Below are 14,766 nucleotides of genomic sequence, written 5' to 3' on the forward strand. Positions count from 1 at the left end.
TCCCGCCGGTGGACGGGCCGGACGCGCGCGAGCGTGGAGCGCATGCAGCACTACACCGCACGGCCCGTTCCGCCGGCCGCCCTGAAGGAACTGCGCACCGCCGACGACGCGGGCCGCGTGCCCGCCCCGTTCACCGACGACCAGGGCGGCGCGCCCCTGCGCTGCTGCCTGCGCCGCAGCACGCCGGGGGAGAGGATCGCCCTGGTCTCCTACGCCCCGCTGCGGCGCTGGGCCGCCGGGACGGGCGCCGAACCGGGCGCGTACGACGAGCAGGGGCCGGTCTTCGTCCACGCCGAGGAATGCGCGGGACCGGAGACGGACGGACTCCCCTTCACGAACTCGCACCGCACCCTCCGCCGCTACTCGGCAGACGGGCGCATCCTGGGCGGGCGGCTGGTCGAGGGCGCCGGCGCCTTCGCACCCGCCCTCCGGGAAGCGCTCGACGACCCGTCCGTGGCGTTCGTCCACGTCCGGGCCGTCGAGTACGGCTGCTTCCTCTACGAGGTGAGGCGGGCCCAGCCCCGAGGGCCCAGTCCCGAGGGCCCAGCCCCGAGGGCCCAGTCCCGAGGGCCTAGCCCCAAGGGCCTAGCCCCAAGGGCCCAGCCCCAAGGGCCTAGCCCTTCAGCTCCGCCGCCACCAGCTCCGCGATCTGCACCGCGTTCAGGGCCGCGCCCTTGCGCAGGTTGTCGTTGGAGACGAACAGGGCGAGGCCGTTGTCCACGGTCTCGTCCTGGCGGATGCGGCCGACGTAGGACGGGTCCTGACCGGCCGCCTCCAGCGGGGTCGGCACCTCGGTGAGCGCGACGCCCGGGGCGCCGGCCAGCAGCTCCTTGGCGCGCTCCACGCTGATCGGGCGGGTGAAGCGGGCGTTGATCTGGAGGGAGTGTCCGCTGAAGACGGGCACGCGCACGCAGGTGCCGGAGACCTTCAGCTCCGGGATCTCCAGGATCTTGCGGGACTCGTTGCGGAGCTTCTGCTCCTCGTCCGTCTCGTGCAGGCCGTCGTCCACGATGGAGCCGGCCAGCGGCAGCACGTTGTACGCGATCGGCGCCACGTACTTGTCCGGCTTCGGGAACTCCACCGCCGAGCCGTCGTGGGTGAGCTTGGGGGCGTCGTCGCCGACCTTCTTGACCTGCTCGAACAGTTCGTCCACGCCGGCCAGGCCGGAACCGGACACGGCCTGGTAGGTGGCGACGACCAGCGCTTCGAGACCCGCCTCCGTGTGCAGCGGACGCAGGACCGGCATCGCGGCCATCGTGGTGCAGTTCGGGTTGGCGATGATGCCCTTGGGGCGGTCGGTGATCGCGTGCGGGTTCACCTCGGACACCACCAGCGGGACCTCGGGGTCACGGCGCCAGGCCGAGGAGTTGTCGATCACGACCGGGCCCTGGGAGGCGACCTTCTCGGCCAGCGCCTTGGAGGTGGCGCCGCCCGCCGAGAACAGCACGATGTCCAGCTCGGAGTAGTCGGCGGTGGCCGCGTCCTCCACCGTCACGCCGTCCAGCTCCTTGCCGGCGCTGCGGGCCGAGGCGAACAGACGCAGCTCGGTGACCGGGAAGTTCCGCTCGGTGAGGATCCTGCGCATGACCGTGCCGACCTGACCGGTGGCTCCGACGATTCCGACCCTCACGGTGACTCCTTCTCCGTTTGTGCGCGTGTCTTCACGCGCGCTTTGCTCGGCCGAGACTTTTCCATCATGGGGCGAAGCCCGGCCCACCTGTCCAATTCTTTGCGCGGGATGCCCGCACCCTGGGACGCGGCGGCTCGTACAGCGGGCGCGGTCCTTCGCTGGAAGCCCTGCTGAGCTGCAGGAATTCACCTCCACCGGGCCCCGCGCCGCAAGCTGTGCTGTTCCGCCCCTGCCCATCCCTTCCCACCCCACACGACGATGTGACGTACGCCTCGCAGCAAGTCTCCGCCGGCCGGGCGAACGTTTCGGGCCCGGCCGGCGTCATAGGGGAAACGTGGCTGGGGGAGGGGTGGCTGTGCTGCGCAGAAGGGCCCGCCGCGGCCAGGGGGACGGCGTACTCGACGATCCCCTGGACGCGGCCCAGGAACGCCGGGTGCGGGCGGTGCTCGCGCTGGGCGGTGTGCCGCAGACGGACCTGCCGGACGGGGTGCAGCAGGTCCGCCTGCGGTTGCTGGAGCGCACGGCGAGCGGACGCGAGGCGCCGCGCGACGTGTCCGCGTGGGCGGCGGTCGTCGCCTCCAACCTGGCCATGGACTGGCACCGGGCCAGGCGCCGCCAGGACCGGATCGGCGAGCGCCTGGCCGCGCTCCGCCAGGTGGAGCACCCCTCCGGGGAGGACACCAGCCTGCTCTCCCTGGCCGTCGCCCAGGGCCTGGACGAGCTGCCCGACGCCCAGCGCCAGGTCCTCGTCCTGCGTTTCTACGCCGACCTGCCGGTGCGCGGCATCGCCGAGGAGCTGGGCATCCCCGAGGGCACGGTCAAGAGCAGGCTGCACACGGCGGTGCGGGCGATGCGGGCCCGCCTGCACGAGGACGAGGTGGTGTGAGATGGCCGCCGAACAGCATCCCGGTGGGCACGACGCGCTGATGGCCGCGATCACGGGCGAACCGCTGCCGCCCGGGACGGGCGCGGACGCCGATGCCGAGTACCGGTCGGCGGCGGCCGACGTGGCGCTGCTGCGCGAACAGCTGGGGATCGTCGGACGGTCGCTGAGCGAGCCGCTGCCCGGCCCCGAGGCCACCCCGGTGGGGGCACCGTTCCGCCGCCCCCGCCCCCGCCCCCGGCGCCGTCCGCTCGCCGTCGCCTTCGGCGCTCTCGCGGCGGCCTGCGCCGGCGTGGTGGTGACGGGGCTGGGCTGGCTGGTGGTGCAGGGCGGGAACGGAGCCGAGGACGCGGCGAGCGGCAAGGCCGCGGCGAGCGACGGGCAGGCGGACTCCGCCGAGTCCGGTGGCGTCGCCTTCGGCAGCCCCCGTTACCTCGCCTGCGCCCGTCTGGTGGCCGAGGGCACGGTGGCCGGCGCCGAACCGCTGCCGGGGGCCGGGCAGCACCGGATCACCCTGGACGTGACCCGCTCCTACAAGCCGGAGGAACGGCCGGGGAAGGAGGGCGAGCGGATCACGTTCGCCCTGGACGACACCACCGCCCGGCTCGTCGAGGGCGACCGCGCGCTGGTCGGCATCCCCCTGCACGGCGACAGCCCGGACGCCGTGCTCACCGGCGCGGAGGCCATCGCCGCCGAACGCGCCTGGATCACCGCGTCCCTGCCGGAATCCCGCACCCTCACCTGCGACTGACCCCCGGCATGCGGAAGGGGCGGGCGCCCCGCGGAGCGCCCGCCCTCCCATGTGCCGCACCGGACTACGGCACGGCGTTCACCGGACTACGGCACGACCTTCCCGATCCGTACGCTGCCGAGGCCCGCGGCCGTGCCGTGGGCGTTCACCAGCTGGACCCGTCCGAAGAACTCACGGCCCTCCGGGGCGGCGGCCAGCGCCGTGACGCTGCCGGAGACCGTCGCGGAGTCGCCCGTGCCGAGCTCGACCGGCGCCGAACCGTCCACGGTGACCGAGCCGAGGGACGCGGCGAAGTACACGTCCCGGTAGTCGTACTCCGTGCTGCCCGACGGCACCGCGTAGCCCACGACCTCGACGGTGTAGGCACCGGCGGCCGGCTTCGGCACGGAGACCGACTCCTCGGAGTCGCCGTCCGCGGACTGGCCGACGATGTTGCCGTCCTTGTCGTAGACCGTCAGGTCCAGGTCGGAGGCCGCGTCGGAGACGCCGCCGATGGCTACGTCCAGCGACTCGGCGCCCTCGGGCACCTCCACCGTGGAGGTCCTGGTCGCACCCTGCCCGATCGACGGGCGGGACGTCTCGGCCGAACCGAGCGGGCCGCCGACCAGCTTGCCGTCGATCGGGCCGTACTGGTTGGTCACCTTCCAGGAGGCGTCGGCCGGGGTGCCCACCTCGGCCTCGGGCACGGTCACGACCTCCGGGTCGAAGGTGGCGCCGAGGACGGTGACGTCCAGCGTGTACGGGTTGCCGAGCAGCGGCGAGGTGCGCCGCGACTCGACCTCGATCTCCCAGACGCCGGGCTGCGGGTCGGCGTACGCGCGCACGTCGGGCCGGCAGCCGTTGCCGTCGAGGTAGTTGTTGTAGCAGTACGGCGTGGACGTGGTGTCGACCGGGACGCCGTAGGGGTGGATGGCGATGAACCGGGTCTGGCTCCCGTCCTTCAGCCCGCTCATCGCCACCTCGAGCGCCTTCGCGCCCGCGGGGACGGTCACGAAGTACGACTCGGTGTCGTTGCGCTGCACGGAGTCCTTCGCGGAGAAGTCGTAATCCAGCGGGGCCGAGGCCACGACCGTGGTCAGGACCAGCTTGTCGGTGCCCTCGGTGCGCGGGTCGTTCACCTCGAGGATCGCGCTCTTGAGGCCCTCGGAGCGCGGCTTGGCCTGCACCTTGACGGTCACCGGCTGGTTCAGCGGCAGCTTCACCTCGTCGGAGCCGACGACGCGGAAGGTGCGGTCGGTGTTGTTCTCGAAGTGCAGCTCGTGCCGGATCGCACGGTCCTCGCCGGAGGTGCGGGTGAGCGTGATCTCGTACGTCTTCTTCTCCCCGGCCTTCAGCCCGCCCTCGCGGTCGTAGAGGCCGGTGCCGTGGCCCGGGGTCTTCAGGAACTGGTCGATCGCGGTGTCGACCGGCGCCTTGACCGTGTACTCGTGGGCGGTGGCGCCCTTGCGGATCGATCGCCAGGCGTCGGGGATGTTGATCAGGCCCGCGCCCTCCTCGTACGCCTGCACACCCTTGATGTGATCGGCGGTGGAGGTCAGCGCCGTGCGCAGCTTCGCCGGGGGCAGGTCGACGTCCGCCTGCTTCGCGGCCGACAGCAGCAGCGCCGAGGCGCCGGCGGCCTGCGGGGACGCCATCGAGGTGCCCTGGAGCATGCCGTAACCGGCCGGGAGGTCGTAGCCCGCCTCCGGGACCGGGGCGCCGGGCGCCCAGGTCTGGATGGTGTTGACCGCCGCGCCGGGCGCGGTCAGCGTCGGCGTGAAGCCGCCGTCCTCCCGCGGGCCGCGCGAGGAGAACGGCATCATGGCGTACTTGGTCTTCACCGCGGAGCCGTAGTTGGCGGCCCAGGTCTCGCGGGAGATGGACGCGCCGACCGAGATCACCTTGTCGGCGAGCGACGGGTCGCCGATGGTGTTGGCGCCGGGGCCGGAGTTGCCCGCGGAGATCACCAGCTGGACGCCGTAGGTGTCGATGAGCCGCGTGTACAGCTCGGCGCGGGCGTTGTTGCCGTCGTTGAGCGCGGGGAGGCCGCCGATCGACATGTTGACGATGTCGACACCCCGGTTGACGACGAGGTCGATCATGCCCTCGGTGAGCGCGACGTTGGTGCAGCCGCCGCTCCAGGTGCAGGCGCGGGACGAGACGATCTTCGCGCCGGGCGCGGCACCGTCCATCCGGCCGCCGAACAGGCCGTTGGCGGCGGCGAGGCCGGCCACGTGCGAGCCGTGCGAGCCCTCGATGACGCCGATGTTGACGAAGTCGGCCTTCGCGCCGGCCGCGGTGTACACGACGTCCTCGCGGATCTCGACGACGAACGGCTGGCGCTCGGCCACGTCCGTCTTCGGGTCGTCGGTGCCGAAGTACCCGATCTGGAAGCCGTCCTTGTAGGGCTTCATCGGGGTGTCGTCGGCGAAGTCGTGGTTGTCGTTCAGGTCGACGCGGACCGTGCCGGCCTGCGCGTCGTAGAGGACGCCCCAGGAGTCGGTGGTGTCACCGTCCCGGTTGGCGTCGCCGCCGGCGTCACCGCCGGTGGTGTACGACTCCAGGAAGGTGCTCACCTGGTACGAGCCCGCGGGCGCCGTCCACGTCTCGCCGCCGAAGGTGAAGGTCGGCCCGGAGACCGAGGTGAGCATCGGGCGCCAGGTCCGGTCGCCGTCGACTACGGGGTCGGTCGCGGTGACCCAGTCGACGATCTTGCGCTCGCCGGTGGTGGTCTTCTGCAGCGCCGGGTGGGCGAGGTCGACGCCCGAGTCGAGGATGCCGATGGTGACGCCGCGGCCGTCCGCCTTCGGGTACTTCTTCACGAAGTCGACGGCGCCCGTCTCGAAGGACGGGTTGTACGGGTTCTCGGCGGGGGTCCGGCGGTCCGGCGCGGGGTAGGACCGGCCCTTGTGGTGTTCGCCGCCCTTCGCCCGGTCGGCGCCCGGCGTCGGGTCGTCCAGCGGGATCTCGTCGCGCAGGTCGATGCCGTGCACGGAGGAGAGCTTCGTGGCGGCGGCGATGGCCGAGTCCGCCTTGGCGGTGGGCACGGTGGCGCGGACGTAGCCGAGCTCGTCGTACGTCCGGCCGACGGAGCCGCCGCCGACCGCGTCCAGCTGCTGAGCCACCTGCTCGGTCTGGCCCGGCGCGGTGGCGACCATCATCGTGACGTTCTTCGTGCCGTCGGCCTTCGCCTCGGCGAGCAGGTCCGCGTCGTCCGAACCGAGCTTGTCGTGGGCTGACTTGACGGAGGCGTCGGCGGGTGCGTCGACGGGGGGAGCGGTACCCGGACCGTCGGCGGCCAGCGCCATGGGTATCGGTCCGACGGCGCAGAGCGCGGCGACGAGGCCCGTGGCCACGGCGATGCGGGCCGCGCGTCTCGCGCCCGGTATCGGTTCGCGCTGGGGGGTGTGGGTCATCGGCATCCCTTGTAGGTAAAGGAACGTGCGTGGGCGACCGGGGCCGATCGGTCCTGGCCGCGGCAGTCCGGAATCCGATCCCGGACGACCGCTCAGCCTTACGTAAGGGTTCACTGTTTGGGGAGAGTTGTCCGGGACGGGATGGAGCCATGGCGTACTTCCGCCATACGCCATCGGGGACACAAGGGGCGCCCTGTGACAATCCTGTGAGCCGCGCCCGGGTCGCGGCCGGGCGGGTCAACGTCCCGGAGTGCTGCGCAAACCGAGGGTGGCGGCCTACGCCATATGTGTTCGGGACGGACAGGTTCTGCTCGCCCGGTCACCGGGCCCCGGCGGGGTCCCCGAGTGGGTGCTGCCGGGCGGCGGCACGGAACACGGCGAGGATCCCCACGACACCGTCGTACGCGAGGTCGAGGAGGAGACCGGCTACCGCGTCGAGCCCACCGCCCTGCTCGGCGTCGGTTCCCACCGCGTCGCCCGCCCGAGCCGCGCCGGACTCGGAGGGCTCCTGCGGCGAACCGTCGACCAGCACGCCCTACAGCTCGTCTACGAGGTCCGGGTCACCGGCGGTGACCTGCGGTTCGAGGTCGGCGGCTCCACGGACCCGGCGGCCTGGCAGGACCTGACCGCCGTCCCGGGGCTGACCCGGGTGCCGATGGTCGACGTCGGCCTGCGGCTGCGGCGGGAGAGGCCGCCGTCGGGACGGGCGGAACGCCCGCGGGCCGAGGAGGGCTGAATCCCGCCCAACCACCCCGGGGCGCGGCAACCTTCGTACCGCCCGTCCGGTCCCTCCCCCCGACCGAGCAGGGCAGAGAACGCAGAGAACGCAGAGAACGCAGAGCACGCAGAGCACGCAGAGAACGCAGAGCACGCAGAGAACGCAGAGAACGCAGAGGACACAGACGATGGGGGAAGACATGACCGCACGCGTACGGACCACTCTGGTGGCGGCCACCGCCGTGGCACTGTCGCTGGCGGTGGCGGGTCCCGCCGCGGCGGCGCCCGCCACCGGCGGCCACGACGCGACCCGCCGCGCCATGGAGGCCGCGGTCGAGGACGGCGTACCCGGCGTGACCGCGACCGCCCGGGACGGACACCGCACGTGGTCCGAGACCGCCGGGGTGGGCGACCTCAAGACCGGCGAGCCGCGTTCGGAGCGGGACCGCTACCGGGTCGGCAGTATCACCAAGACCTTCGTCGCCACCGTCCTGCTCCAGTTGGAGGCCGAGGACCGGCTCTCGCTGGACGACACGGTGGGCGAGTGGCTGCCGGGCGTGGTCGAGGGCAACGGCCACGACGGCAGCCGCATCACCTTGCGCCAACTCCTCAACCACACCAGCGGCATCTACAACTACACGGCCGACGAGGAGTTCGCCCGCACCCACTTCGCCGAGGACGGCTTTCTCGAACACCGCTACGACACGGTGACACCGCGGGAACTGGTCGGGATCGCCATGGCCCACGAGCCGGACTTCGCGCCGGGCGCCTCCTGGAACTACTCCAACACCAACTACGTCCTGGCCGGGATGGTGATCGAGGAGGTCACCGGCCGCCCGTACGGCGACGAGGTGCGCCGTCGCGTCATCGAGCCGCTGAGGCTGCGCGCCACGTCGGTCCCGGGGACCGGGGCCGGTATGCCGCGGCCCAGCAGCCGCGCGTACTCCAAGCTGGCCCCGACGGCCACGGGCCCGACCTACGACGTCACCCGGCTCAACCCGTCCATCGCCGGTTCGGCGGGCGAGATGATCTCCAGCTCCGCCGATCTGAACCGCTTCTACACCGCCCTGCTCCGCGGCAGGCTGCTGCCCGCGGAGCAGCTGGCCGAGATGACGGCCACGGTTCCGGTGCAGAAGGGCGCCGCCTACGGCCTCGGCCTGATGAAGCGGGAACTCGGCTGCGGAGTGACCGTCTGGGGCCACGGCGGGGGCATCCACGGCTCCTCGTCGGAGGCGGTGGTGACGAGGGACGGCCGGCGCGCGCTCGCCTTCAACTTCAACGGCGACTGGTCGGGCGACAGCCAGGCGGTGATCGAGGCGGAATTCTGCGCCAAGTAGCGCGCCACGCACGGGGAGGGGCCGAGCAGGAGGAGGGGCCGTGCACGGGGAGGGGCCGTGCACGGGGAGGGGCCGTGCACGAGGAGGGGCCGTGCACGAGGAGGGGCCGTGCACGAGGAGGGGCCACCGGCACAAGCGGTGGCCCCGGTGGCCCCTCCTCTCCCCTCCTGGTGACCGCCCCGGTCCGTCACTCCTACTGGGGCAGCACCACGACATACGCGGCGGGTTCCCGGTCCCCGGCCGCCATCAACGCCGTACGGACGACGGCCGCCTGCTGTTCCGGGCAGTCCCGCAGCTTGCGCGGCGTGAGGTGCACGACCGTGATGCCCAGTCGCTCCAGGTGCTCGCGCTTGCGGGCGTACTCGGCCCAGACCGCGTCGTCCTCCTGCTGACGATGGGCGCGGGTGTCCAGCTCCAGCGCCACCGAGTGCTCGGGCCAGAAGGCGTCGACGCCGCCGAGGCGAGGGCCGCCGGGCAGGCGCAGGTCGACGTTCCAGAGCGGTTCCGGCAGGCCGTGCTCGCGCACCATCCGGTACAGGCGCTGCTCGGCGAGCGCCCGGCCCTCGGCGACCAGTGAGTCCACGGCGTCCACCACATGCGGGCGGCTGAGCAGCCGGGCCCGGTTCAGTTCCCGTACCACCGCGGCCGGTTCGCAGTGCCCGCCGCGCACCGCCTCCGTCAGCAGCCGGCGGACGGCGCCCGCGTCCGTCAGCTCCGCCACCGCGTCGGCCAGGGCCCGCGCCACCGGCGCCACCGGAACCCCGGTGACCTGCATGGGGGTGGGCAGCGCGGTCGTGCGGACGATCCGCGCGCAGCCCGTCGTGCGCAGCCGGCGCAGCATCGGGACCAGGACGTCGATGGTCTCGAGGGACGGCAGCGGGGGAGCGGCGGAGAAGCCGTGCAGCGTCAGCGCGGCCAGCCCCGTGATCATCGCCTCGGCGTAGGCGGGCGCGGGGGTCTCCTCCCCGCCCGGCTGGACCGGCACGGAGGCGGTGACACCGGCGGGCGCACCGCCGTTCGCGCCGGCGGTCCGCTCCCGCGCCGCGTACAGCAGCACCGCGTGCAGGCGCTCCTCGCCGGTCGGCGGGCCCGGGTGGAGCAGGACGACGTTGGGGAGAAGCTGCTGCCAGGGCCCGCCGGGCCGGCACTGCTCGTTGGTCTCGGCGGCGGAGACACCGTGCGCCCGCAGCTGGGCGGCCGTCATCAGCCGGCGCCGGCCGTTGGCCAGGTGGTGGAGCGGGCGGGGGGAGAGCGGGGTGTTGTGCGTCATGACCGGGGGTTTCCCGCGCCCGAACCACTCCTTAACCGCTGTTACACGCTCATCGCCGAATCCGGACAAGCCCGCCCTAAAGGACGGGTGTTCGGATGCCGAAAACCCCTGGTCCGTCGTGGTGCGGCCCAGGGGTTACGGCTGCTGCTGACTGATTCCGTAACGATGACGGAACGCCCAATCATTGGCCAGAGGTCAGTGTGATCAGCGGCCCGCCGCCGCGTCGCACGCCTGGCCCCGTAGCGCCCGCGCCAGGTCGTCCCGCGCCTCCAGCACCAGCCGGCGCAGCGCGGGCGCGGCGCCCTCGTGCGCGGACAGCCACGCGTCCGTCGCGTCGAGGGTGTCCTGGGAGTCCCGCAGCGACGGGAACAGGCCCCGGACCACGTCCATCCCGATCTGGATGGACCGCTCGGCCCACACCCGCTCGATCGCCGCGAAGTACTTCTCCGCGTACGGCGCGATCAGCTCCCGCTGCGAGGCCTGCGCGAAGCCCGCGATGGTCGCCTCCACCAGGGCGTTCGACAGCCCGTCCGACTCCACGACCTGCGCCCAGGCCTGCGCCTTCACCGCCGCCGACGGACGGGCCGCCAGACAGCGGACCTGGTGGCGCTTGCCGGAGGCCGTGTCGTCGCGGGCCAGCTCGGCCGCCAGCACGCCCTCGTCGGCGTCACCGTGCGCCGCGAGCGGCTCCAGGAACGCCCAGCGCAGCTCCTGGTCCACCTCCAGGCCCTCGATCTTCTCCGTACCGTCCAGCAGCCCGCGCAGCAGCCCCAGTTCGTCCTCGCCGGACGCCACCGCCGCGAGGAAACGCGCCCACGCCAGCTGCGGCTCGCCGCCCGGCGCCGCGTCCCGCAGCTCCCGCAGCGCGCCCTCGCCGAGCAGCCGGGCGCCGGTCTCCCGCCAGTCGGGGGCCGCGTAGTGCGTCAGCGCCGAGCTCGCCCAGGCGTGCAGCATCTGGAGGACGCCGATGTCGGACTCGCGTCCCGCGAAGCGCAGCACCAGGCCGACGAAGTCCCGCGCCGGGAGCAGCGCGTCCCGGGTCATGTTCCACAGCGCCGACCAGCACAGGGCACGGGCCAGCGGGTCGGTCAGGGCGCCCAGGTGGTCGCGCAGCGTCGCCAGCGAGTTCTCGTCGAAGCGCGTCTTGCAGTACGTCAGGTCGTCGTCGTTGACGAGCACCAGCTCGGGCGCCTCCGCGCCGGCCAGCTCCGCCACCACCGTGCGCGGCCCGTCGACGTCCACCTCGGCGCGCGCGTACCGCTCCAGGGTGCCCTCGCCCGTACGCCGGTACAGGCCCACCGCCACCCGGTGCGGGCGCAGTTCGGGGTGTTCCGCCGGGGCGATCACGGCGGCCTCCTGCACCACCGCCAGTTCGCCGACGCGGCCCTCGGCGCTCAGCAGTACCTGCGGGGTGAGCGAGTTGACGCCCGCCGTCTGGAGCCAGGACCGCGCCCAGGCGCCCATGTCCCGTCCGCTGGTCTCCTCCAGCACCGACAGCAGGTCACCGAGGCGCGTGTTGCCGTACGCGTGCCGCTTGAAGTAGCGCCGGGCGCCCTCCAGGAACGCGTCCTGGCCGACGTACGCCACGAGCTGCTTGAGCACGGAGGCGCCCTTGGCGTAGGTGATGCCGTCGAAGTTCAGCTTGGCGTCCTCCAGGTCACGGATGTCGGCCGTGATCGGGTGGGTGGACGGCAGCTGGTCGGCACGGTAGGCCCAGGCCTTGCGGCGGTTGGCGAACGTGATCCAGGCGTCCTTGAAACGGGTCGCGCCGACGTTGGCGAACGTGCCCATGAAGTCGGCGAACGACTCCTTCAGCCACAGGTCGTCCCACCACTCCATGGTGACCAGGTCGCCGAACCACATGTGCGCCATCTCGTGCAGGACGACGTTGGCGCGGCCCTCGTAGGACGCCCGCGTCACCTTGCCGCGGAAGATGAACTCCTCCCGGAAGGTCACCAGTCCCGGGTTCTCCATGGCGCCGAGGTTGTACTCCGGCACGAACGCCTGGTCGTACTTCCCGAAGGGGTACGGGTAGTCGAAGTGGTCGTGGAAGAAGTCCAGGCCCTGCTTGGTGACCAGGAAGACGTCGTCGGCGTCGAAGTGCGGTGCCAGGCCCTTGCGGCACAGGGCGCCGAGCGGGATCTCCAGCCGCGTACCGTCCTCGAAGACGCGCTCGTAGGAGTCCCTCACGTAGTGGTAGGGACCGGCGACGACGCACGTGATGTACGTCGAGATCGGCTTAGTCTCCGCGAACCGCCAGACCCCGTCGGCGCGCTCGCCGGCGCCGTTGCTCCACACCGTCCACTCCTCGGGCGCCCGCACCTCGAAGCGGAAGGTTGCCTTCAGGTCCGGCTGCTCGAAGTTGGCGAAGACCCGGCGGGAGTCGGCCGGCTCGTACTGGGTGTAGAGGTAGACCTCGCCGTCCTCGGGGTCGACGAAGCGGTGCAGGCCCTCACCGGTGCGGGAGTAGGCGCACTGGGCGTCGACGACCAGCTCGTTGTCGGCGGCCAGGTCCTCCAGGGCGATCCGGGAGCCGTCGAAGACCTCGCTCGGGTCGAGGTCGCGGCCGTTGAGGGAGAGGGCGGTGACGCTCGGTGCGATCAGGTCGGCGAAGCTGCTCGCGCCGGGCTCGTTGCAGCGGAAGCGGACCGTGGTGACGGACCGGAAGGTGCGCGGACCGTCGCCCTCCGCCGCACCGGTGGCCGAGCGCACGTCGAGGGACACCTCGTACCCGTCTACGGAGAGCAGGGCGGCCCGCTCCCGGGCCTCGTCGCGGGACAGATTCTCACCGGGCACGGGCGGCACTCCCTCGGGTGGTGTTCAGTATGCGGACAGCACCGATCCTGCCATGCGGCCCTGACGCGCGGCAGCCGGGAACGGCAGGGCGGGCCGGGAATGGCCGGAGCGGCGGGCGGGTTGCCCGGAGGAACGCTCGGTTGCGCCTCATGAGGAGAGACATGTCGGAGAAGACGCCCGTCGACTTCTGGTTCGACCCGCTGTGCCCCTGGGCCTGGATGACCTCCCGCTGGGTCCTGGAGGTGGAGAAGGTCCGGGACATCGAGGTCCGCTGGCATGTGATGAGCCTCGCCGTCCTGAACGAGGACAAGCTCGACGAGCTGCCCGAGGAGTACCAGGAGATGCTCCGGACCAAGGCCTGGGGCCCGGTCCGGATCGTCATCGCCGCCCAGGAGGAGCACGGCACCGAGGTGCTCGGCGACCTCTACACGGCGCTCGGCACCCGCATCCACAACCAGGGCGAGGGCCCGGAGAAGGAGACGGTAGCCGCCGCCCTGAAGGACGTGGGCCTGCCCGAGTCCCTCATGGACCACTGGGACTCCACCCCGTACGAGCCCCAGCTGCGCGCCTCCCACAAGGAGGGCATCGACAAGGTCGGCCAGGAGGTCGGCACCCCGGTCATCGCCGTCCCCGGCGCCGACGGTGAGCAGCTCGCCTTCTTCGGCCCGGTCGTCACCCCGGCCCCCAAGGGCGAGGACGCCGCGAAGCTCTGGGACGGCACCCTCGCGGTCGCCTCGGTCCCCGGCTTCTACGAGATCAAGCGCACCCGCACCAAGGGCCCGGACTTCAGCAACCTGTAGGGAGCACTGCGGCGGCCTGCCGCCGGAACTGCCGGCGGCAGGCCGCCGTCGTCGCCGTCGTGCCGCGCCCGTCCGTCCCGGCACAGGAGCATGTGGCGAACACCGACGCTGGAGGCGAGTCCCACCCCATGACGGAGACCGGCACCTCGGTGCCGCACTCGGCCCGGGTCTGGAACCACTGACTGGGCGGCAAGGACGACTACCCCGTGGACGTGGTGCGGCGCCCGGACCCGGCCCCGGACGGCACGGCCCCGCAGTCGATCGGCCGGCTCGGCGGCCTCGCCCGCAGACCCTGACGTCCCTGTGCGGCCCCGGGTGCCCGCAGAAAGCCCCCGCGAGTCACGTCCTCGCGGGGGCTTCCCCTCTTCCGCCTGCCGCCGTGAAGGGTGAGAAGACGATCACGAGGCAGGACGACTCGGGAACTCAGCCGGTCACGGCGCCAGCAGCAGCGTGTTCGTACGGGACTTGGCGGCCTCGTGACGCTTCGCCACGTCCTGCCAGTTGACGACGGCCCACATGGCGTCGATGAAGTCGACCTTCTGGTTCTTGTACTGCAGGTAGAAGGCGTGCTCCCAGGCGTCGAAGACCAGGATCGGCGTGGCGCCCTGGCCGACGTTGCCCTGGTGGTCGTAGACCTGCTCGACGATCAGGCGACCGCTCAGCGGCTCGTACGCCAGCACACCCCAGCCGGAGCCCTGCGTGGTCGCGGCGGCCTTGGTGAGCTGCGCCTTGAAGCCCGCGAAGGAGCCGAACGACTCGGCGATCGCGTCGGCCAGCTCGCCCACGCCGTCCGCCGCCAGCGGCTCGCCGCCGCCGTCGCCGGTCATGTTGTGCCAGTAGATCGAGTGCAGGATGTGCCCGGAGAGGTGGAAGGCCAGGTTCTTCTCCAGGCCGTTGACCGATCCCCACGTCTCCTTGTCGCGCGCCTCGGCGAGCTGCTCCAGCGTGTCGTTGGCGCCCTTCACATAGGCCGCGTGGTGCTTGTCGTGGTGCAGCTCGATGATCTCGGGGCTGATCACGGGGGCCAGCGCGGAGTAGTCGTAAGGCAGTTCAGGAAGTGTGTAGACGGGCATGGCGGATCCCCTCCGACCTCTTATTGCAAAAGGCTTGCAAGTGCACGCTAGCAGCAAGAGGCATTCGGGCGTGCGAGGGAGGGCCGGGCGTGCCGCGGCACGTGAAAGGGCCCC

The 14,766-nt window shown here is 72.2% G+C and carries 10 protein-coding genes and 1 pseudogene; 6 read left to right on the top strand and 5 right to left on the bottom strand.

Translation table 11 applies throughout. The features are described from left to right. Positions 1–42: 42 nt before the first annotated feature. Positions 43–513: pseudogene (locus ACIQ1J_RS28210) on the top strand (DUF1203 domain-containing protein); the annotation flags it as partial. 100 nt (positions 514–613) lie between these two features. On the opposite strand, the gene ACIQ1J_RS28215 reads toward ACIQ1J_RS28210, so the two are convergent. Then, a complete protein-coding gene (locus tag ACIQ1J_RS28215; protein ID WP_210962066.1) occupies positions 614–1,630 on the bottom strand; it encodes an aspartate-semialdehyde dehydrogenase in 1,017 nt (338 codons plus the stop codon). Positions 1,631–1,979: 349 nt separating this feature from the next. On the opposite strand from ACIQ1J_RS28215, the gene ACIQ1J_RS28220 reads away from it, so the two are divergent. Next, on the top strand, positions 1,980–2,516 hold the full coding sequence (locus ACIQ1J_RS28220) for an RNA polymerase sigma factor (RefSeq protein ID WP_403561153.1): 537 nt from the start codon (positions 1,980–1,982) through the stop codon (positions 2,514–2,516). A 1-nt stretch (position 2,517) separates the two neighbouring features. Further along, positions 2,518–3,264: a hypothetical protein gene (locus ACIQ1J_RS28225; RefSeq protein ID WP_403561155.1), complete on the top strand. Its 747-nt coding sequence runs from the start codon at positions 2,518–2,520 to the stop codon at positions 3,262–3,264. An 86-nt stretch (positions 3,265–3,350) separates the two neighbouring features. Here ACIQ1J_RS28225 and ACIQ1J_RS28230 read toward each other — a convergent pair whose 3' ends face one another. After that, the gene (locus tag ACIQ1J_RS28230) at positions 3,351–6,659 is read right to left on the bottom strand and encodes a S8 family serine peptidase (RefSeq protein WP_403561157.1); all 3,309 of its coding nucleotides are present in this window, start codon (positions 6,657–6,659) and stop codon (positions 3,351–3,353) included. Between the two features lie 250 nt (positions 6,660–6,909). Here ACIQ1J_RS28230 and ACIQ1J_RS28235 point away from each other — a divergent pair, with 250 nt between their 5' ends. Both ACIQ1J_RS28235 and ACIQ1J_RS28240 read left to right on the top strand, forming a co-directional pair. Continuing rightward, positions 6,910–7,395, top strand: a complete 486-nt coding sequence (locus tag ACIQ1J_RS28235; protein WP_403561159.1) for an NUDIX hydrolase — start codon at positions 6,910–6,912, stop codon at positions 7,393–7,395. Between the two features lie 181 nt (positions 7,396–7,576). Next, on the top strand, positions 7,577–8,713 hold the full coding sequence (locus tag ACIQ1J_RS28240; protein ID WP_403561161.1) for a serine hydrolase domain-containing protein: 1,137 nt from the start codon (positions 7,577–7,579) through the stop codon (positions 8,711–8,713). 193 nt (positions 8,714–8,906) lie between these two features. Here ACIQ1J_RS28240 and ACIQ1J_RS28245 read toward each other — a convergent pair whose 3' ends face one another. Further along, positions 8,907–9,983, bottom strand: coding sequence for a hypothetical protein (locus ACIQ1J_RS28245; RefSeq protein WP_403561163.1), 1,077 nt, complete (start codon positions 9,981–9,983; stop codon positions 8,907–8,909). Positions 9,984–10,187: 204 nt separating this feature from the next. Beyond that, positions 10,188–12,779: an aminopeptidase N gene (gene pepN, locus ACIQ1J_RS28250; RefSeq protein WP_403561165.1), complete on the bottom strand. Its 2,592-nt coding sequence runs from the start codon at positions 12,777–12,779 to the stop codon at positions 10,188–10,190. Positions 12,780–12,940: 161 nt separating this feature from the next. Between pepN and ACIQ1J_RS28255 the strand changes: the two genes are divergently transcribed. Next, positions 12,941–13,579, top strand: a complete 639-nt coding sequence (locus tag ACIQ1J_RS28255; protein ID WP_403561167.1) for a DsbA family protein — start codon at positions 12,941–12,943, stop codon at positions 13,577–13,579. Between the two features lie 431 nt (positions 13,580–14,010). Here ACIQ1J_RS28255 and ACIQ1J_RS28260 read toward each other — a convergent pair whose 3' ends face one another. Next, positions 14,011–14,652 carry a superoxide dismutase gene (locus ACIQ1J_RS28260; protein ID WP_403561169.1) on the bottom strand — a complete coding sequence of 214 codons (642 nt, stop codon included), beginning with the start codon at positions 14,650–14,652 and terminating at the stop codon, positions 14,011–14,013. Between the last annotated feature and the right edge of the window lie 114 nt (positions 14,653–14,766).

The sequence above is a fragment of the Streptomyces sp. NPDC097107 genome (genome assembly GCF_044762405.1).
GTDB classification, from domain to species: Bacteria; Actinomycetota; Actinomycetes; order Streptomycetales; family Streptomycetaceae; genus Streptomyces; species Streptomyces thinghirensis.